This is a genomic window from Sphingomonas eleionomae, from assembly GCF_049889035.1.
Classification (GTDB): domain Bacteria; phylum Pseudomonadota; class Alphaproteobacteria; order Sphingomonadales; family Sphingomonadaceae; genus Sphingomonas.
This window is the reverse complement of sequence record NZ_JBLTWP010000001.1, coordinates 745,502-764,474: the sequence shown is the minus strand read 5'-3', so window position 1 is coordinate 764,474 and position 18,973 is coordinate 745,502. Positions and strand designations below refer to the sequence as shown.

Sequence of the window (18,973 nt, the reverse complement as noted above, 5' to 3'; positions counted from 1 at the left end):
TTCAACGACTGATGCGCTCGACACCGGCGATGGCGCGGGCGACTTCATTGGCATCGAACGCGCGCAGATCCTCTGCCGTCTCGCCGACGCCGATGGCGTGAATGGGCAGGCGGAACCGCTCGGCCGCCGCCACCAGCACGCCGCCCCGCGCGGTTCCGTCCAGCTTGGTCATGACCAGGCCGGTCACGCCCGCCACGTCCTTGAACACCTCGATCTGCGACAGCGCGTTCTGGCCGGTGGTGGCATCCAGCACGAGCAGCACGTCGTGCGGCGCATCGGGCAACTGCTTGCCGATCACGCGCTTCACCTTGGCCAGCTCGTCCATCAGTTCGCGGCGGTTCTGCAGCCGCCCGGCCGTGTCGATGATCAGCATGTCGACACCGCGCTCGATCGCCTGACGCACCGCATCATGGGCAAGGCCTGCGGCATCGCCGCCCTCTGCCCCCGCAACGATGGGCACGCCCAGCCGCTCGGCCCAGGTTTTCAGCTGGCCGATGGCCGCCGCCCGGAACGTGTCGCCCGCGGCCAGCATCACGGAAAACCCCTGATCCTTCACCGTCTTGGCCAGCTTGGCGATGGTCGTCGTCTTGCCCGACCCGTTGACGCCGACCACCAGCACGACCTGAGGCTTCAGGCCGGTACGAATGGGCAGGGGCTCGGCCACCGGTTCCAGCGCGCGCTGGATTTCCTCCGCCACGACCAGCCGGATGCCCAGCTCCTCCAGGTTGCGCTCATATTGCCCGTCGGCCAGCCGGGTGCGCACGCGCGCCGCCGTTTCCGGGCCAAGGTCGGACGCGATCAGCGCCTCTTCGATTTCCTCCAGCCGATCCTCGTCCAGCCGCGCGGCGGACAGGCCGGCCAGGTTGCCGAGCAGACGGTCGGATGTCTTGCGAAAGCCGCCAAACAGGCGGTCGGACCAGCTCATTCAGGGGTTCCGATCAAATGGGTGTCGGTGGCGTCGGTTATGGTCACCGCTTCGATCTGTCCGATCGGCAGCGGAGAGGCAAGGCGGATTTCTGCGAAATTGCCGGCATGGCCCCGGTCGCCGGGCCGTTCGACCAGCAGCGACTGGCGCGTCCCGATCAGCGATCGCAGCCATGCGGCGCGGCGTTCGGCGGCGCGGGCGCGCAGTGCGGCGGCGCGCTCGCGGATCATCGCGTGCGGCACCTGCGGCATCCGGGCGGCGGGCGTGCCGTCGCGCGGGCTGAACGGAAAGATATGGGCATGAACGATATCGCAATCATCAATCAGGGCCAGCGTGTTCGCCGCCATGACGTCATCCTCGGTCGGAAACCCGGCAATCAGGTCCGCACCGATCGCAATGTCCGGCCGCGCGGACTTCAGCCGCCGAACGATCGCCACGGCCTGTGCCCGGCTGTGGCGGCGCTTCATCCGCTTCAGGATCATGTCGTCGCCCGCCTGGAACGACAGATGGACGTGCGGCAACAGCCGCTGTTCCTGCGTCAACAGGGCAAACAGCCGGTCGTCGATCTCCACCGAATCCAGCGATGACAGGCGCAGCCGCTCGACGCGCGTGTGGGTCAGGATGCGCTCGACCAGCGCGCCCAACGTCGGCGATCCCGGCAGGTCGGGGCCATAACTGGTCAGGTCGACGCCGGTCAGCACCACCTCGCGATACCCCTGATCGACCAGCGCAGCGATGCGATCGACCACCGCGCCTGCCGGGACGGACCGGCTGTTTCCCCGGCCATAGGGGATGATGCAGAAGGTGCAGCGATGGTCGCAGCCATTCTGCACCTCCACGAACGCGCGGGCGTGTTCGGAAAAGCTGGCGGACAGGTGCGGCGCGGTGTCGCGCACCGCCATCATGTCCGAAACCCGGACAGCATCCGTCCCGGCCCAGGCGGCGGGCAGCAGCTTTTCGGCATTGCCGATCACGCGGTCCACCTCCGGCATCGCGGCGAAACTCGCCGGATCGACCTGCACCGCGCATCCGGTAACGACCAGTTCCGCGTCCGGCCGTGCCCGCCGCGCGCGGCGGATGGCGGCGCGGGTCGATTTCACTGCTTCGTTCGTCACGGCACAGCTGTTGACGACGATCATGTCGCGGCCCGACACCATGGCACGGATCGTTTCGCTTTCCGCGATGTTGAGCCGACAGCCGAGACTGACGATCTCTGGCACAGGGGAGCCTTGGACGGACATGAGCGGCGACTTAGGGACAGTGACGGATGAAGTCCACGCGGGCGCCCGCGTGGTGCTGGATTTCTGGCTGAATCAGCCAAAGGAACGGCAATTCGCCGTCGATCCGGTGCTCGACCGGGAAATTGCCGAACGCTTCGGTGCCCTGCGCGACCGGGTGCTGGCCAGCGATGCGGCGGGCTGGCGCGACGATCGGGACGCATTGCTGGCGGCGATCATCCTGCTCGATCAGTTTTCGCGCAACATCCATCGCGGGCGGGCAGAGGCATTTGCCGCCGATGATCTGGCGCTGGAACTGTGCCTGTCGGCGATCCGTCGCGGCTGGCATGCTCAGGAACGGGGGATGCGGGCGACCTTCCTGCTGATGCCGCTGATGCACGCCGAACACCTTGTGCTGCAACGCTTCGCCATCGACTGTTTCCAGGCGGCCGGGTTGGAGGAACAGGTGCGCTACGGCCAGGCGCATCTGGCCGTGATCGAACGGTTTGGCCGCTTTCCATCGCGCAATGCGGCACTTGGCCGGTCCAGCACCCCGGCCGAGGAAGCGTGGCTCAGCGGGCCTGATGCCGGGTGGTAGGCTGCTCGCCGGGATGGACCGGCGTCGGGATCGCCGTGACGATCAGGTCCAGTTCGGCCAGCATCCGGCGAACCGCGCCCGCGGAAATCGGCATCCCGAACGTCCAGCCCTGACCCTTTGCCACGCCCAGCGCGCGCAGCCGCTCCAGGATCGTCTCATTCTCGATCCCCTCGGCCGTGATCGGCAGGTTCAGGCTCTCGCCCAGGCCGACGATCGCATTGACGATGGCGACTGAATCCAGGCTTTCGTTCAGCGAGGTGACGAAACTCTTGTCGATCTTGATCCGGTCGAACGGCAGCGCGCGCAGGTGCGCCAGCGAGGAATAGCCGGTCCCGAAATCATCGAGCGCCAGCCGGATCCGCTGGTTCTTCAGGCTGCCGACAATGGACTGCGCCAGCGCCAGATTGTCGAACAGCGCGGTCTCGGTGATCTCCACCTCCAGCCGTTCGGCCGGAAAGCCGGTTTCGGTCAGCACCTTGATGATCTTCTGCGCCAGCCACGCATCGCGCAGCTGCCACGGCGAAACATTGATCGACAGCGTCAGCGACGGGTCCCAGTCGCGCGCGGCCAGGCACGCCTGACGCATGATCGACATGGACAGGTCGGCGATCATCCCGGTTTCCTCGGCAATCGGAATGAACCGTTCCGGGCTGATCAGGCCGTGATGGGGATGCTCCCACCGCGCCAGCACCTCGAACCCGACCAGTTCGCCGGTGGTCAGGTCGCGCTGCTGCTCGAAATACGGGACGATCTGCCCGGCGGGGATCGCGTTGCGCAGCCCGAGTTCCAGGTCGTTGCGGGCGTGCAGTTCCCGCTCCATCGACGTGTCGAACCAGGCGAACCGGTTCCGCCCGGCCTTTTTCGCCGCGTACATGGCGATATCGGCGCGGCGCAGGATCGCGTCCATGCTGCGGCAATCCACGTCCGACCGGGCGATGCCGATGGAGCAGCTGACGTGGCACACGATGCCATCGGCGTCGAATGGCTGGGCCATGCGGGTGACCAGCCGTTCGGCCACGCGCTCGACCGGCTGGGGATGATCGCCGTCGAACAGGAAGCCGCAGGCGAATTCGTCGCCGCCCAGTCGCCCGGTCAGCGCGACGTGCGGCATCGCATCGCGGATTTCCGACGCCACCTGCCGCAACAACGCATCGCCGACCGAATGGCCGTACATGTCGTTGATCGTCTTGAAATGATCGAGGTCGAGCAGGATCAGCGCCATCGCCTTGTGCCGCCGCTCGCCCTGGGTCAGCAGGTTCGCGCCTTCCTCGCCCAATGCCCGGCGGTTCAGGAACCCGGTCAGCGGATCCCGGCTGGCCAGCAGATGCGCCCGCTCTTCCGCTTCGGCCCGCACCTTCACCTCGCGCCGCAGCGCCGATTGCCGCCGCCAGCCAAGCAGGATCAGCGCGACGTTCAGCATCAGTGCGATGGCAAGCGTCCGCTCCGTCGGGGCGGCATCGCGCAGATAATGGCCGATGGTGGATGTCAGCACCGAACTGCCGATGCCGACGAACAACAGGATCGCCGCCAGGCTGACCAGAGAGGATATCCAGCCGTTGCGCCGTGCGGCGCCGATCATGCTCTCAATATCCATCCGCCCAAGCGCCATGCGCGCAATGCCCCATTCGATCGATCAACGCCCGGTCATGGTGCAGCGGGGGTAACCATCGGGTTAATGCGCGCGGGACTTGCGTTTTTGTGCCGCCGGGCATAGGGGGCGTGCGACGTTTCAGCGAAACGGACATCTTTGCACACCCTGCGGGGTGACGCTGGCCGACGAGGTTTCGTCCGCCGGCGTTTCTTGCATTGACGTCCCGACGCTGGTCTGGAGTGATGATGTTCGAAAGTCTCAGCGATCGCCTTGGCGGTGTTTTCGATCGGCTGCGGGGCCGCGGTGCCCTGACCGAGGCCGACGTGCGCGCCGCGATGCGCGAGGTTCGCGTGGCGCTGCTGGAGGCGGACGTCGCGCTGCCGGTTGCCCGCGATTTCGTGGAAAAGGTGACCGAACAGGCGATCGGGCAACAGGTGCTGCGCTCGGTCACGCCGGGGCAACAGGTCGTCAAGATCGTCAATGACGCGCTCGTCGACATGCTGGGCGCGGATACGGCCGAACTGAACCTTGGCGTCACGCCGCCCGCCGTGGTGATGCTGGTCGGGCTTCAGGGGTCGGGCAAGACGACGACCACGGCCAAGCTGGCTAAGCTGATCACCAGGACAGAGCGCAAGCGCGTGCTGATGGCGTCGCTCGACGTCAATCGTCCGGCGGCGCAGGAACAGCTGGCCGTTCTGGGCACGCAGACAGAGATCGCGACCCTGCCGATCGTGCCGGGTCAGCAGCCGGTGGATATTGCCCGCCGCGCGCTTCAGGCGGCAAAGCTTCAGGGTTTCGACGTCCTGATGCTTGACACCGCGGGCCGTTTGCACGTCGATCAGGCGCTGATGGACGAAATGCGGGCGGTGTCGGACGTGGCGATGCCCGCCGAAACGCTGCTGGTCGTCGACAGCCTGACCGGTCAGGATGCGGTGAACGTCGCAGAGAATTTCTCGGCTCAGGTGCCGCTGACCGGCGTGATCCTGACCCGGATGGACGGCGATGCCCGCGGCGGCGCTGCGCTGTCGATGCGCGCCGTTACCGGCAAGCCGATCAAGTTTGCCGGCATGGGCGAAAAGCTCGACCAGATCGAACCGTTCCATCCCAAGCGGGTGGCGGGTCGCATCCTGGGCATGGGCGATGTGGTGTCGCTGGTCGAAAAGGCCGCGGCCTCGATCGAACAGGAAGATGCCGAGCGCATGGCATCGCGGCTGGCCAAGGGTCAGTTCGACATGAACGATCTGCGCAGCCAGTTGTCGCAGATGCGCAAGATGGGCGGCCTTGGCGCGCTGGCCGGCATGATCCCCGGCCTTAAAAAGGCGCAGGCGCAGGTCGATCAGGTCGGCGGCGACAAGGTGCTGGTGCGGATGGATGCGATCATCGGATCGATGACGCCAAAGGAACGCGCCAAGCCGGAACTGCTCAATGCCAAGCGCAAGATCCGCATTGCCAAGGGCGCGGGTGTCACGGTTCAGGACGTGAACAAGCTCATCAAGATGCATCAGGAGATGCAGACCGCGATGAAGCGGCTGAAAAAGATGGGTGGGCTCAAGGGGATGCTGGGCATGCTTGGCAAGGGCGGCATGGGCGGCGTCGGCAACGCGCTCGGCGGCCCGGACATGGGCGCGATGATGGACAAGATGGGCGGCGGGCTTCCCGGTCTGCCCGGCGGGCCGGGCGGGGGGAACATCCCGCCAGAGCTCGCACGGCTTTTGAACAAGAAGAAGTAACTGTTTCAGATAGAAGGACGAAGTTAAATGGCAATTTCCATGCGTTTGTCGCGCGGCGGCTCCAAGAAGCGGCCCTATTACCGGATCGTCATCGCTGACGCCCGTTCGCCCCGCGACGGCAAGTTCATCGAAAAGATCGGGACCTACAACCCGCTGCTCGCCAAGGATTCGCCGGAGCGTGTGAAGCTCGACGCCGATCGCGCCAAGCATTGGCTGGGCGTCGGCGCGCAGCCGACCGACCGCGTTGCCCGTTTCCTCGACGCCGCCGGCATTAAGGAGCGCGCGGCCCGCAGCAACCCGAAAAAGGCCGAGCCGGGTGAAAAGGCCAAGGAGCGCGCCGAAGAGCGTGCCGAAAAGCTGAAGGCCGCGGAAGAAGCCGCTGCCGCTGCCAAGGCGGAAGCCGAAGCCAAGGCCGCCGAACCCGAAGCCCCGGCCGAAGAAGCTGCGGGCGAGGAAGCCCCGGCTGCCGAAGCCGCCGAGGAACAGGCAGAGGGCTGAACCCTTGCCGGCTGACCGCCCCGTCACTCTGGCCGTCATCATCGGCGCGCATGGCGTGACGGGCGAGGTCCGGTTAAAGGTGTTTGCCGATACGCTGGCCGGTTTCGCCAGCTTCAATGGCGGCGCATTGACGCTGAAGGCGCTGCGCGATGGCCCCAATGGCGCCATCGCCCGCTTTGCTGAGGTGCGCGACCGCAACACCGCAGAGGCGATGCGCGGCACGGAACTCACCGTGCCGCGCGCCGCTCTCCCGCCGCTGGGCGAGGGTGAATATTACCATGTCGACCTGATCGGCCTGCCCGTTGTCACTGACGATGGCGTCGCGGTCGGATCGGTGGTGGCAATCGACAATTTCGGCGCGGGCGATGTCATCGAAATCGAACGGCCCGACGCCAAACGCTTCATGATCCCCATGACGCCCGCCGCCGTGCCGGACTGGAATGACGACCGGCTGGTCATCAACGCTGCCTGGATCGACGCCTGAAACCGCCTTGCGTTTCCGTCATTGCGAGCGCAGCGAAGCAATCCAGCATCCGCATCTGGATTGCGTCACATCGCTCGCAACGACGCTCCGGCTTCACGGATCTGCCTAAATCCGTGGGCCGGTTTCCGGGCCATTTCCCCTGCACGTTGCGCAGCGGGGCGATTCGCTTTTCGCTTTCCTAACCGCCTGACTTCTGATTGGCTGCGGATATGCCGATTTCAGCCCTTTTCGCGCCTGACCGCTCGCGACCGCCGCGCATGAAACACAGCCATTCTGTCAAAACTGTCAGCCGATTGACCGGTGTTCTGCTGCTTTTTTGGGCATCAGCAGCGGCCGCGCAGCAGGCGATCCCGCCGGACGCGGAAACGCAGATCCATGCCGCCTTCGATGCCTTTCAACAGGCAACGCCGGTGCCCGGCCTCGTCTATGGCGTCGTCCGCAATGGCCGGCTCGACCTGGTTCGGGCCGAAGGGGTGCAGCGCTGGGGCAGCCCGCGTGCCGTCGAAGCGGACACCCGGTTCCGCATCGCCTCCATGTCAAAGGCCTTCACTGCGCTCGCCATCCTGTCGCTGCGCGATGCGGGGAAGCTGCGCCTCGACGATCTGGCTGAAACCCATGTCCCGGAAATGAAGGGATGGGCCTATCCCACCACCGATGCCCCGCGCATCCGCATCCGCGACCTGCTGGCCCACACCACCGGCATGGTGACCGACGATCCCTGGGGCGACCGGCAACAGGTGCTGAGCGAGCCGGATTTCACCGCCATGATCGCCCGCGGTGTCCCGTTCAGCCGCACGCCGCAACTGGCGCATGAATATTCCAACTACGGCTATGCGCTGCTCGGCCGGATCATCACCAACGCGTCGGGCAAGCCCTATCAGGCCTATATCCGCGACACGATCCTGACGCCGCTCGGCATGAACCAGTCGGGGTACGAAATCGCCGATGTTCCGCCGGAAAAGCTGGCCGTCGGCTATCGCTGGGAAAATGACCGCTGGGTCGCCGAACCGTCGATGCGTGATGGCGCATTCGGTGCAATGGGCGGGTTGCACACCACCGCCATCGATTATGCCAAATGGCTGTCCTTCCTCCTGTCCGCCTGGCCGGAACGGGATGGCGCGGAAACGGGTCCGGTCCGCCGCTCCACGGTGCGCGAAATGGCGCAGGGGCTGAACTTCGTCCGCATCTCTCCCCGACCGGGACAGGGGGCGGACGACCGCTGCGTCCACGCCATCGCCTATGGCATGGGGATGCGCACGACGCCCGATTGCGACCTGGGCCTGACGCTCAGCCATGGCGGCGGCTATCCGGGCTATGGCAGCTTCGTCGTGCTGGCCCCTGAACGCGGCGTCGCCGCCTTCGCCTTTGCCAGCCGCACCTATCAGGCGCCGGCCGTTGCCGTCTGGCAAAGCCTCTATGCGCTGGCCCGCAACGGTGCCGCCCCGCCAGGGCCGCCGGTTGAGGCGCCGCACCTTGCCGGGTTCGTCGATGCCGCCCGCGCCGCCTATGCGGCCGGCACCCTCAAACCGCTTGAGGGCAAGCTGGCGATGAACTTCCTGATGGACCGATCGTCCGAAAACTGGGCGCTAGAGCTTGCCCGGCTCAAACGGCAACTCGGTGCCTGCACCAGCGCCGAGCCGCTGGCGGTGCAGACGCGGATGCAGGCCAGCTTCCGCTGGAATTGTGAACGCGGTCTGCTGGATGGACAGGTGCTGCTCGCGCCCACCGATCCGCTGACCATCCAGGCACTTCGGTTCCAGCCACAGCTGCGCCAGATCAGCCAGCCCTGATCGGATTGGCGTTCGGTGCGAACTGGCATAGGGGGGCTGGCATGACGTTTCGCGCGACCGTTCTGACCCTCTACCCCGACATGTTTCCGGGGCCGCTTGGCCATTCCATCGCCGGACGGGCGCTGACGAAGGGGAAGTGGGCGCTGGAAACCGTGCAGATCCGCGACTTTGCCACGGATCGGCACCGTACCGTCGACGACACGCCGGCCGGGGGCGGGGCGGGCATGGTGCTGAAGGCGGATGTGCTTGCCGCCGCCTGTGACAGCGTCGGCTATGACCGTCCGATGCTGGCCATGTCCCCCCGCGGTCGTCCGCTGACCCAGGCCCGCGTCCGCGAACTCGCCGCCGGGCCGGGTGTGTCGATCCTGTGCGGCCGGTTTGAGGGGTTTGACGAACGCCTGTTCGATGCCCGGCCAATCGAACCGGTCAGCATCGGGGACTATGTGCTTTCCGGCGGGGAAATGGGCGCCCTGGTCACGCTGGACGCTTGCATTCGGCTCATTCCCGGCGTAATGGGCGCGACCCAAAGCGGGGATGAGGAAAGCTTCGAAAGCGGCCTTCTGGAATACCCGCATTATACCCGACCCGTCGAATGGGAAGGGCGCACGATCCCCGAAGTGCTGCGATCGGGGGATCATGCGAGGATTTCGGCATGGCGAAAGTCGATGGCCGAAACCGATACACGGCTAAGGCGGCCGGACCTGTGGGAGCGCCATGAGGGCGCTCGGGTCCAGTCGCCCTCTGGCGCGCGGCGACAGAAGGAAGAATGAGATGAACCTCATCCAGCAGATCGAAGCCGAGAACATCGCCAAGTTCAACGAAGCGAAGAAAATCCCCGATTTCCGCCCCGGCGACACCCTGCGCGTCGGCGTGAAGGTGGTCGAAGGCGAACGCACCCGCGTTCAGAACTTTGAAGGCGTCTGCATCGCCCGCTCGAACAAGGGCATGGGCAGCAACTTCACCGTCCGCAAGATTTCGTTCGGTGAGGGTGTCGAGCGCGTCTTCCCGCTCTATTCGCCCAATGTCGACAGCATCGAAGTCGTCCGTCGCGGCGTCGTGCGTCGTGCCAAGCTCTATTATCTGCGCGGCCGCACCGGCAAGTCGGCTCGTATCGCCGAACGCCGCGACCCGCGTCCGACGGAAACCGCCGCCGCCGAATAATTGGCTGGCCGGATCGGTTGGTAAACAGAAAGGCGTCCGACCCTGTCGGGCGCCTTTCTTGCCTACAGCGCCTTTGGTGCGCCATGCTCCTCCGCGGAAATCCCTGCGCACCGCCGATCTGCCGGTTCGGGTTGCCTTTGGTCCTGAATTGTCGTTTTGAATGCGCCGGTATCCGCCGTCGGTGCAGGGATGTTTTTGGAGAGTAACAAGGATGGGCAAATGGGCCGTCGCGATCGCCGCTCTTTCGCTGGGAACAGCCGCCATGGCCATTGAGCCGCAGGCCACCCCGGCCCAGCCGCAAGCGACCCCGGCCAGCCCGCAAGCGCCCGCCGACCTGACCCTGAAACGGGTCTTTGCCTCCCCCGACCTCAATGGCAGTTCCCCGCGCACCGCGCGCCTATCGCCCGATGGCAAATGGCTGACGCTCCTGCGCAATCGCCCGGAAGAGCGGGATCGCTATGACCTGTGGGCCATGGACACCGGCGGCGGCGAATGGCGGATGCTGGTCGATTCCGCCAAGCTGTCGAGCGGCGGCGAACTGTCCGAGGCGGAAAAGATGCAGCGCGAGCGTGCCCGCATCGGCGGCACCCGCGGCATCGTCGCCTATGACTGGGCGCCGGACGGCAAGTCGATCCTCGTACCGCTGGATGGCGAGTTGTACCGGGCGGGACTGGATGGGACCTCTGAAAAGCTTCCCGCCGGCACGGGTCCGAAACTGAACCCGGAAATCAGCCCGCGCGGCTCTGTGGTCAGCTATATCCAGAACGGACGCCTGATGCTGCTGGATCAGGCGAGCGGCAAGGCGGTGGCGGCAACGCCGGAGGAATCCAGCGAGACGGTTCACTGGGGCGAGGCGGAGTTCGTCGCGCAGGAGGAAATGGACCGGACCCAGGGCTATTGGTGGTCGCCCGATGACAGCATGATCGCGGTGGAACGCTTTGACGAGGCACCCGTGGCCGTCGTCAGCCGCGCCGCGATCGGTGCGGACGGCACCCGCGTCTATGACCAACGCTATCCAAAGGCTGGCACGGACAATGTGCTGGTCGACCTCTATGTCCTGCACGATGGCGGAAAGCGCCGGGTAAAGGTCGATCTGGGCGAAAACCGCGACATCTATCTGGCGCGGGTCGACTGGGCACCCGATGGCAAGACGCTGTATGTCCAGCGGCAGAGCCGCGACCAGAAGGTCCTGGATATGCTGGCGGTCGATCCGCAGACCGGTGCTTCAAGCGTGCTGTTCACGGAAAAGGCGGGCGAGCGCAGTTGGGTCAACCTGTCCAACGCCTATCGCTTCCTCAAGGACGGAACACTGGTCTGGAGGTCGGAGCGGGACGGTCACGGCCATCTCTATCGCTTCGACCGGGGACAGTGGAAACAGCTGACCCGCGGCGACTGGGAGGTATCTGGCCTGGTCGGCGTTGATGAACGGGCAGGCCGGATCGTGTTTTCCGGCAACAAGGATGGCGTGCTGGAACGGCATTTATACACAGTGCCGCTGGCGGGCGGCGAACCCGTGCGCCTGACCGAGGCGGGCTGGTGGCATGGTGCGTCGGGCAATGGCGATGCCAGCCGGATGATCGTCACTCGATCCAACCCCGATCAGCCGCCCCAGACCTGGCTGGCCGATGCCAATGGCAAGCGCATTGCGTGGGTCAATGAAAACGCGCTCGATGCTGCGCATCCCTATTTCCCCTATGTTGCAAGCCACCGGCCAAAGCGGTTCGGCACGCTGAAGGCGGCCGACGGCACCACGCTGCATTGGGAAATGGTCACGCCGGTGCTGGAGCCGGGCAAGCGTTACCCCGTGTTCTTTCAGCACTACGGCGGCCCGCACAGCCAGACGGTGGCGCGGCAATGGTCGGGCGCGCTGCAGCAGTTCCTGGTGAAGCGCGGCTATATCTTTTTCCAGATCGACAATCGCGGCGCGGCCAACCGCGGCAAGGCGTTCGAGGATCACCTGTATCAGGCGATGGGCAGCGTCGAGGTGCAGGATCAGCTGACCGCCGCGCAATGGCTGAAGACGCAGGCATTCGTCGATCCGGACGCCATCGTCACCTATGGCTGGTCCTATGGCGGCTATATGACGCTGAAGATGCTGGAGGCGGGACAGAATGTTTTCGCCGGCGGCATTTCGGGTGCGCCGGTCAGCAAATGGGAACTGTACGATACTCATTATACTGAGCGGTACATGGGCAACCCGCGACAGGTGGCGGAGGCGTACAAGACGTCGAACACGGTGGTGAATGCGGGGAAGATCGCCGATCCGCTGTTGCTGATCCACGGCATGGCCGACGACAATGTCGTTCTGGACCATTCCACGGTGATGATGGCAGAGATGCAGAAGGCGGCAGTGCCGTTCGAACTGATGCTCTATCCCGGCCAGACGCACCGCGTTGCGGGGCCGGGGATCAGCGAGCATTTGTGGACGACCATTCTGGATTTTGCCGACCGGGTAACGGGCCGCGCCGCTGCCAAACAGCCGGAGTGATCCACTCCCCCCTTGCCGCAGTCCGATTCGATCCGCCATGGCCGACGGCATGACGATTGGCGTGGACATGGGGGTCGATCCGGCGGGCAGGCCGGTGGTGATGGACCTTGAGGAATTGCTGGCGACGCGCCTGCTGGTTCAGGGCAATTCCGGTTCGGGCAAATCGCATCTGCTGCGCCGGTTGCTGGAAAAAAGTGCCGGCCGTGTGCAACAGGTGGTGATCGACCCGGAGGGCGATTTCGTCACCCTGTCCGATACTTATGGCCATGTGGTGATCGAGGCCGCCGACCATGCCGAGCGTGAAATCGAGCGGTTTGCGGAGCGCATCCGCCAGCATCGCGCCTCTGTCGTGCTCAGCCTTGAGGGGCTGGAGGCCGAGGGGCAGATGCGCTGTGCCGCCACGTTCCTGAATGCCCTGTTCGATGCACCGCGCGACCATTGGTATCCCGCGCTGGTGGTGGTGGACGAGGCACAGCTTTTTGCCCCGGCCGGTGGCGGCGAAGTGGCCGAAGAGGTGCGCAGGGCCAGCCTGTCGGCAATGACAAACCTGATGTGCCGGGGTCGCAAACGCGGCCTGGCCGGGGTGATCGCCACCCAGCGGCTGGCCAAACTGGCCAAGAATGTCGCCGCAGAAGCGTCCAATTTCCTGATGGGCCGCACCTTTCTCGATATCGACATGGCGCGCGCAGCCGACCTGCTCGGCATGGAACGGCGGCAGGCCGAGGCGATCCGCGATCTGGCGCGCGGGCATTTCCTTGCCCTTGGCCCGGCCGTGTCGCGTCGCCCGGTTGCGGTCACCATCGGCTCGGTCGAAACCAGTGCCCGCAGCGGCAGCCCCAAGCTGGTCCCGCTTCCCGATGCGCCCGCCGGCGATATGAAGGACCTGCTGTTCGCGCCGGTCGACCACGCGCCCCAGATCGTGCGCGCACCGGAACCGGAACCCGCGTCGGCCGAGGATGTGCTCGCCGTGATCGAGGCCCCCCGGCCCGAAGATGCGCCGGAGCCGGAGCCGGATTTGTTTGCCGATCTGGATGCAGAGGCAGTGATTGCTGATGTGCTGAAGGCAATCGTGGAGGAGGCGGATTCCGCGACCCGCCCGGCGGCCGTACTGTTTCAGGATTTCCAGGTGCGGTGCCGGATGCAGGGGCTGAAACAGCCGCCCGTCGATCTGGCGGCGTTTTCGCGGCGCCTGTCCGCTGCCCGCGCCGGGATCATTGACGGGCTGGATGCTGAATGGGCACCGGCATTCCGGCTGGCCAGGGAATTGCCCGACGAGATGCTGGGGCCGTTCCTGCTGATTGCCCGTGCCGCGCGCGAAGGGGTGGCCTGTCCGGCCGATGAGGAACTCGCCCGCGTCTATGGCACGGCATCGCTCGGCCGGGTCCGCCGCCTGATCGGCTATATCGAAAGCCGCGATCTGTTCGTCGTGCGCACCGACCTTTCGGGACGGCGATCGATCGCCATTCCCCGGCTTGGCTGGACCACCATGCCCAGCGAGGCAGCCTGATTGACCGGACCACTGCTTGGCGTATGATTGCGCTAACGAAAGCAGGGGGAGGAGCCTGGTGGCGACCGCGACCAGCGATGCAGCACTGGCGGCCCGGTTCATTCAGCGCGCCAAGTTCGCCGCCACCCCCGATGACATTGCCGACTATCTGAGCATTGGGCCGGACCGCTGGCTGGACCGGCATTTCGCTGCCGCGCCTGGGCAGAGCGGGGCCGAATGGCTGACGGCGAACGGCCATGCCGCGGTGACCAGCGAGGCGCGATATTTCTGGCCCCAGGCGGGCGATCACATGATCTGGAACCAGCTGATCGCCCAGCCGGACGAGATGCGACAGCGGCTAGCCTTTGCCCTGTCACAATTCTTCGTCGTGTCGCTGAACCCGATCGACGGATATTGGCCGCCGTACATGATGGCGGGTTACTGGTCGGTGCTGACTCGCCATGCCTTTGGCAATTTCCGCGATCTGATGCAGGCGGTGACGCTGAACGCCGCGATGGGGATGTACCTCAATACCAAGGGCAATCTGAAGGAAGACCCCGCCACCGGCCGCCAGCCGGACGAGAATTACGCGCGGGAAATCATGCAGCTGTTCACCATCGGCCTGTATGAACTGAACCCCGACGGGACCGAGCGGCTAGATGCGGCCGGCAAACCGATCGAGACCTACACGCAGAGCGATGTCACCAATCTGGCGCGTGTCTTTACCGGGTACGACCATGACATGCGCCGGGTGAAACGGACCGATGTGGCGTGGCAGGATTATCCGGTGATCAGTCAGGAGTTCTGCCTTGACCCGATGGTGCTCGATTCCGCCAAGCATTCGACGCTGGCGGTCACCTTCCTCGGCCTGACCATCCCGGAAGGGACGCCGGGCGAGACGGCGTTGACCATGGCGCATGACCATCTGTTCAACCATCCGAATGTCGGCCCGTTCTTTGGCCGGCAGATGATCCAGCGACTGGTGACGAGCAATCCCACCCCCGCCTATGTCGGGCGCGTCGCGGCAGCATTTGCCGACAATGGCAAGGGCTTGCGCGGTGATCTGAAAGCGGTGTGGCGCGCCGTGCTGACCGACCCGGAGGCGATGGCGCCGCCCCGGCCCGACGACCGCCTTTCCGGAAAGGTCAGGGAGCCGGTCCTACGCTATGTCGGCTGGGCGCGCACGGTGGGCCTGAAACAGGTCGATGAACCGTTCGAGATGTTCGACACCAGCCGCAATGACGAGGCGCTGGCGCAAAGCCCGTTGCGGTCGCCATCGGTGTTCAACTTCTTTCGCTCCGGCTATCGCCCGCCGCAGACCGAGATTGCGCGGGCGGACAAGCTGGCCCCGGAGTTTCAGATTGCCAATGAAACCAGCATCGCCGGTTATCTGAACTTTCTGCAATGGACGATCCGCTGGGGCACGCGGGGCATCCGCCCCAGCTATGCCGCACTGTTGCCGATGGCGCATGACGCCCGGGCGGTCACCGAATGGCTCAATCTGCATCTGGCCGCCGGGCGACTGTCCGACGCATCGGTGACGCTGATCGCCGATGCGCTGGCCGACACCCCGCTGACGATCGACGCGCCGGAGGAGCGCAAGCTCGACCGGCTGGCCAGCGCCTGTCTGCTCGTGATGGCGTCGCCCGAATATCTGGTCGAGAAATAGGGGGGAGGCGGTCCATGGCCCACATCATCACCACGCCCGTCAGCCGCCGGACCCTGCTTGCCCGCGCATCGCAGCTGACGGCGATCGGGGCGGGCGCGCCGCTGGCCATGAGCCTCGGCCACATGGCGGAGGCGGCGGCGCCGGGGGCGGACGATTATCGGGCGCTGGTCTGCATCTTTCTATATGGCGGGAATGATCACGGCAATACGCTGATCCCGGTCGATCCCGTCAATCACAGCCGGTATCTGAAGATCCGCGGGACGATCGGCTATGGCCGCAAGGATCTTGAGGCAACGACGCTCAAACCGCGCGTGGCTCAAACGCTGACCGACGACATCGCCTATGCCGTCGCGCCGCAGATGCCGCGCGTGAAGCTGTTGTTCGATGCCGGCAAGATCGCGCCGGTGCTGAACGTCGGCCCCCTCATCACGCCGTTGACCCGGGCGCAGTTCGACGGGAACGACCGGTCGCGCCATCCACTGCCGCCCAAGCTGTTCAGCCACAATGACCAGCAATCGGTGTGGCAGGCGCTGGGCAGTGAAGGGGCGGTGGTCGGCTGGGGCGGGCGGCTGGGCGACTGGGCGATGGAGCGGAACCAGCATTCGCTGCTCACCTGCATTTCCGCCAGCGGCAATGCGGTGTTCGTGTCGGGCGACAAGGCGCTGCAATATCAGATCAGCCCAAAGGGCGCGATCCAGGTGCAGCCCATTCACAAATCGGCCTATGGCTCGCCCGCCATCGCGGCCGCGCTCGACACGCTGATGACGGCACAGCGCGACCACGCGATGGAAAACGAACTGGCCATGCTTGCCCGTCGGTCGATGCGGATGGAGGGCATCGTCAATTCGGCGCTGGCCAAGGTGGATTTGAAAACCAGTTTCGACGTCGTGCCGGGCGAGAACAAGCTGGCCGATCAGCTGCGGATCGTCGCCCGGCTGATCGGCGCGCGCGGCGAGCTGGGGTCAAGGCGTCAGGTGTTCTTTGTCTCGCTGGACGGGTTCGATCATCACAACGACCTGTCGGCCAAGCACGCCGATCTGATGGCCAAGCTGGATGAGGGCATGACGGCATTCTACATGGCGCTGGTCGAACTGGGCGTGCAGCAACAGGTGACGACGTTCACCGCATCCGATTTCGGTCGCACGCTGGTCAATAACGGCGACGGGTCCGACCATGGCTGGGGCAGCCATCATTTCGTGATGGGTGGGGCGGTGAAGGGCGGGCGCTATTACGGCACGGCGCCGCACATCTCGATCGAGACGGACGATCAGGTGGGGCAGGGGCGGTTGTTGCCTTCGACCGCGACCGATCAATATGCGGCGACGCTGGCGCGGTGGTTCGGGGTGCCGGATGCGGAGCTGGGCGCGATCCTGCCCAATCTCGGCAACTTTGCGTCGCGCAACCTTGGCTTCGTGTAACGGACAGGCTTTCTTGGGTTTCAACGCGGCGCAAAGGCGCTAAAGGAGCCGCGCTCAATCACCGAGCGGGAGCTTTCAAGGAACTGGACGTCATCATGGGTTATCGGGTTGTCGTCGCGGGTGCCACGGGCAATGTGGGCCGCGAAATGCTGAACATCCTCGCCGAGCGGGAATTCCCGATCGACGAGATCGCTGTACTGGCCTCTGCACGCAGCCAGGGCGACGAGATCGAGTTTGGTGAGACAGGCCGGAAACTGAAAGTCCAGAATATCGAGCATTTCGATCCCACCGGCTGGGACATGGCGCTGTTCGCCATCGGCAGCGATGGCAGCAAGCTGCACGCGCCGCGCTTTGCCGCTGCCGGCTGCGTCGTCATCGACAATGCCTCGCTCTATCGCATGGACCCGGACGTGCCGCTGATCGTGCCGGAAGTGAATCCGGAGGCGATCGACGGGTACAAGGCGCGCAACATCATCGCCAATCCCAACTGTTCGACCGCCCAGATGGTCGTCGCGCTGAAGCCGCTGCATGATGCCGCCCGGATCAAGCGCGTCGTCGTCGCCACCTATCAGTCGGTTTCCGGCGCGGGCAAGGCGGGCATGGACGAATTGTTCGAACAGAGCCGCAATATCTTTGTCGGTGATCAGGCCGAACCGAAGAAGTTCACCAAGCAGATCGCGTTCAACGTGATCCCGCACATCGACAGCTTCCTGGACGACGGGTCGACCAAGGAAGAATGGAAGATGGTGGCCGAAACCAAGAAGATCCTGGATCCCAAGGTCAAGGTGACGGCGACCTGCGTTCGCGTACCGGTGTTCGTCGGCCATTCGGAAGCGATCAATATCGAGTTCGAGGACGAGATTTCGGCCGAACAGGCACAGAATATCCTGCGTGAAGCGCCCGGCGTGATGCTGGTCGACAAGCGTGAGGACGGCGGATACGTGACGCCGATCGAATGCGTCGGCGACTATGCGACCTTCGTCAGCCGCGTCCGTGAGGATTCGACGGTCGACAACGGCCTGTCGCTGTGGTGCGTCAGCGACAACCTGCGCAAGGGGGCGGCACTGAACGCGGTGCAGATCGCGGAGCTGCTGGGCCGCCGCCACCTGAAAAAGGGCTGAGGCGCATCGCCATGGACGGCACCCGGCGGTTCGACAGTTTCGACGGCACCTCCATCGTCTGGCACGAGCTGGGCGAGGGGCGGCCGCTGGTGCTGATCCATGGCTATTTCAGCGACGCGAATACGAACTGGATCAAGTACGGCCATGCCGCCATTCTGGCAGAGGCGGGGTTCCGGGTGATCATGCCCGATCTGCGCGCGCATGGGCAAAGCGGGCGGCCGCACGATGCCGCTGCCTATCCAGCCGACGCGCTGGCGATGGATGCAGAGGCGCTGATCGCGCATCTGAACCTTGATGCAGGCGGCTACGACCTTGGCGGCTATTCCCTTGGCGCGCGAACCGTGGTGCGGGTGCTGGCGCGCGGCCATGCCCCTGCGCCCCGCCGGGTTATCCTGTCGGGCATGGGCCTTGAGGGGTTGCTGGACACCGGCGCGCGCGCTGGCCATTTTCGCCGCGTGCTGACCGGTCTTGGCAGCCATGCTCGCGGCACGCCCGAATGGATGGCTGAGGCGTTCCTCAAGACGACCGGCGGTGATCCGGTCGCGCTGCTCGGCATCCTCGACACATTCGTCGATACGCCGCACGATGCCATTGCCGGGATCGGTCAGCCCGTGCTGGTTGCCGCGGGCGTTGACGACGACGACAATGGCTCGCACGCGGCGCTTGCCGACCTCCTGCCCGATGCGCGGCTGGTTGAGGTGCCGGGCAATCACATGAGCGCGGTCACCAAGCGGGAGCTGGGCGAGGCGATCCGGGATTTCCTGACTGCTTGACGGGTTGCGATACGCTGGCTCACA

General features: G+C 65.3%; 16 protein-coding genes. 13 read left to right on the top strand and 3 right to left on the bottom strand.

What is annotated here, in order from left to right; translation table 11 throughout:
- Position 1 precedes the first annotated feature (1 nt).
- Positions 2–925 carry a signal recognition particle-docking protein FtsY gene (ftsY, locus tag ACNI3Q_RS03425; protein ID WP_426274013.1) on the bottom strand — a complete coding sequence of 308 codons (924 nt, stop codon included), beginning with the start codon at positions 923–925 and terminating at the stop codon, positions 2–4.
- A complete protein-coding gene (gene mtaB, locus ACNI3Q_RS03420; protein ID WP_426274012.1) occupies positions 922–2,166 on the bottom strand; it encodes a tRNA (N(6)-L-threonylcarbamoyladenosine(37)-C(2))-methylthiotransferase MtaB in 1,245 nt (414 codons plus the stop codon). Before mtaB ends, ftsY begins: the two co-directional genes overlap by 4 nt.
- On the opposite strand from mtaB, the gene ACNI3Q_RS03415 reads away from it, so the two are divergent.
- Positions 2,165–2,740 carry a DUF924 family protein gene (locus ACNI3Q_RS03415; RefSeq protein WP_426274011.1) on the top strand — a complete coding sequence of 192 codons (576 nt, stop codon included), beginning with the start codon at positions 2,165–2,167 and terminating at the stop codon, positions 2,738–2,740. The genes mtaB and ACNI3Q_RS03415 overlap by 2 nt on opposite strands.
- On the opposite strand, the gene ACNI3Q_RS03410 is transcribed toward ACNI3Q_RS03415, so the two are convergent.
- Positions 2,715–4,334 carry a putative bifunctional diguanylate cyclase/phosphodiesterase gene (locus ACNI3Q_RS03410; protein WP_426274010.1) on the bottom strand — a complete coding sequence of 540 codons (1,620 nt, stop codon included), beginning with the start codon at positions 4,332–4,334 and terminating at the stop codon, positions 2,715–2,717. The genes ACNI3Q_RS03415 and ACNI3Q_RS03410 overlap by 26 nt on opposite strands.
- A 242-nt stretch (positions 4,335–4,576) precedes the next feature.
- On the opposite strand from ACNI3Q_RS03410, the gene ffh reads away from it, so the two are divergent.
- From ffh to ACNI3Q_RS03350, 12 genes are all read left to right on the top strand, one after another.
- Positions 4,577–6,061: a signal recognition particle protein gene (gene ffh / locus ACNI3Q_RS03405; RefSeq protein ID WP_426274009.1), complete on the top strand. Its 1,485-nt coding sequence runs from the start codon at positions 4,577–4,579 to the stop codon at positions 6,059–6,061.
- A 27-nt stretch (positions 6,062–6,088) separates the two neighbouring features.
- Entirely contained in the window at positions 6,089–6,559 is a 471-nt protein-coding gene (gene rpsP, locus ACNI3Q_RS03400; protein ID WP_426274008.1) for a 30S ribosomal protein S16, read from the top strand.
- 4 nt (positions 6,560–6,563) lie between these two features.
- Positions 6,564–7,043 carry a ribosome maturation factor RimM gene (gene rimM, locus ACNI3Q_RS03395; RefSeq protein WP_426274007.1) on the top strand — a complete coding sequence of 160 codons (480 nt, stop codon included), beginning with the start codon at positions 6,564–6,566 and terminating at the stop codon, positions 7,041–7,043.
- A 293-nt stretch (positions 7,044–7,336) separates the two neighbouring features.
- Positions 7,337–8,833 (top strand): serine hydrolase domain-containing protein, encoded by a 1,497-nt coding sequence (locus ACNI3Q_RS03390; protein ID WP_426274006.1) that lies wholly within the window; start codon positions 7,337–7,339, stop codon positions 8,831–8,833.
- 41 nt (positions 8,834–8,874) lie between these two features.
- Positions 8,875–9,603, top strand: a complete 729-nt coding sequence (gene trmD, locus ACNI3Q_RS03385) for a tRNA (guanosine(37)-N1)-methyltransferase TrmD (protein ID WP_426274005.1) — start codon at positions 8,875–8,877, stop codon at positions 9,601–9,603.
- A gap of 1 nt (position 9,604) precedes the next feature.
- Positions 9,605–9,994 carry a 50S ribosomal protein L19 gene (rplS, locus tag ACNI3Q_RS03380; RefSeq protein WP_260019467.1) on the top strand — a complete coding sequence of 130 codons (390 nt, stop codon included), beginning with the start codon at positions 9,605–9,607 and terminating at the stop codon, positions 9,992–9,994.
- A gap of 262 nt (positions 9,995–10,256) precedes the next feature.
- Entirely contained in the window at positions 10,257–12,482 is a 2,226-nt protein-coding gene (locus tag ACNI3Q_RS03375; protein WP_426274004.1) for a DPP IV N-terminal domain-containing protein, read from the top strand.
- 49 nt (positions 12,483–12,531) lie between these two features.
- Positions 12,532–13,989, top strand: coding sequence for a helicase HerA domain-containing protein (locus tag ACNI3Q_RS03370; RefSeq protein WP_426274003.1), 1,458 nt, complete (start codon positions 12,532–12,534; stop codon positions 13,987–13,989).
- 58 nt (positions 13,990–14,047) lie between these two features.
- Positions 14,048–15,637 carry a DUF1800 domain-containing protein gene (locus ACNI3Q_RS03365; RefSeq protein ID WP_426274002.1) on the top strand — a complete coding sequence of 530 codons (1,590 nt, stop codon included), beginning with the start codon at positions 14,048–14,050 and terminating at the stop codon, positions 15,635–15,637.
- Positions 15,638–15,651: 14 nt separating this feature from the next.
- Positions 15,652–17,055 (top strand): DUF1501 domain-containing protein, encoded by a 1,404-nt coding sequence (locus ACNI3Q_RS03360; protein ID WP_426274001.1) that lies wholly within the window; start codon positions 15,652–15,654, stop codon positions 17,053–17,055.
- A gap of 95 nt (positions 17,056–17,150) precedes the next feature.
- Entirely contained in the window at positions 17,151–18,176 is a 1,026-nt protein-coding gene (locus ACNI3Q_RS03355) for an aspartate-semialdehyde dehydrogenase (RefSeq protein WP_426274000.1), read from the top strand.
- A gap of 11 nt (positions 18,177–18,187) precedes the next feature.
- Positions 18,188–18,949 (top strand): alpha/beta fold hydrolase, encoded by a 762-nt coding sequence (locus ACNI3Q_RS03350; protein WP_426273999.1) that lies wholly within the window; start codon positions 18,188–18,190, stop codon positions 18,947–18,949.
- The last annotated feature ends 24 nt before the right edge of the window (positions 18,950–18,973 follow it).

Excerpts from the sequence above, each read along its gene's own strand:
- ftsY (WP_426274013.1), bottom strand. The coding sequence starts at position 925 with ATGAGCTGGTCCGACCGCCTGTTTGGCGGCTTTCGCAAGACATCCGAC.
- ACNI3Q_RS03375 (WP_426274004.1), top strand. The coding sequence starts at position 10,257 with ATGGCCATTGAGCCGCAGGCCACCCCGGCCCAGCCGCAAGCGACCCCG.
- ACNI3Q_RS03355 (WP_426274000.1), top strand. The coding sequence starts at position 17,151 with ATGGGTTATCGGGTTGTCGTCGCGGGTGCCACGGGCAATGTGGGCCGC.
- ACNI3Q_RS03415 (WP_426274011.1), top strand. The coding sequence starts at position 2,165 with ATGAGCGGCGACTTAGGGACAGTGACGGATGAAGTCCACGCGGGCGCC.
- rplS (WP_260019467.1), top strand. The coding sequence starts at position 9,605 with ATGAACCTCATCCAGCAGATCGAAGCCGAGAACATCGCCAAGTTCAAC.
- ffh (WP_426274009.1), top strand. The coding sequence starts at position 4,577 with ATGTTCGAAAGTCTCAGCGATCGCCTTGGCGGTGTTTTCGATCGGCTG.
- trmD (WP_426274005.1), top strand. The coding sequence starts at position 8,875 with ATGACGTTTCGCGCGACCGTTCTGACCCTCTACCCCGACATGTTTCCG.
- ACNI3Q_RS03350 (WP_426273999.1), top strand. The coding sequence starts at position 18,188 with ATGGACGGCACCCGGCGGTTCGACAGTTTCGACGGCACCTCCATCGTC.
- mtaB (WP_426274012.1), bottom strand. The coding sequence starts at position 2,166 with ATGTCCGTCCAAGGCTCCCCTGTGCCAGAGATCGTCAGTCTCGGCTGT.
- rpsP (WP_426274008.1), top strand. The coding sequence starts at position 6,089 with ATGGCAATTTCCATGCGTTTGTCGCGCGGCGGCTCCAAGAAGCGGCCC.
- ACNI3Q_RS03360 (WP_426274001.1), top strand. The coding sequence starts at position 15,652 with ATGGCCCACATCATCACCACGCCCGTCAGCCGCCGGACCCTGCTTGCC.
- ACNI3Q_RS03410 (WP_426274010.1), bottom strand. The coding sequence starts at position 4,334 with ATGGATATTGAGAGCATGATCGGCGCCGCACGGCGCAACGGCTGGATA.
- ACNI3Q_RS03370 (WP_426274003.1), top strand. The coding sequence starts at position 12,532 with ATGACGATTGGCGTGGACATGGGGGTCGATCCGGCGGGCAGGCCGGTG.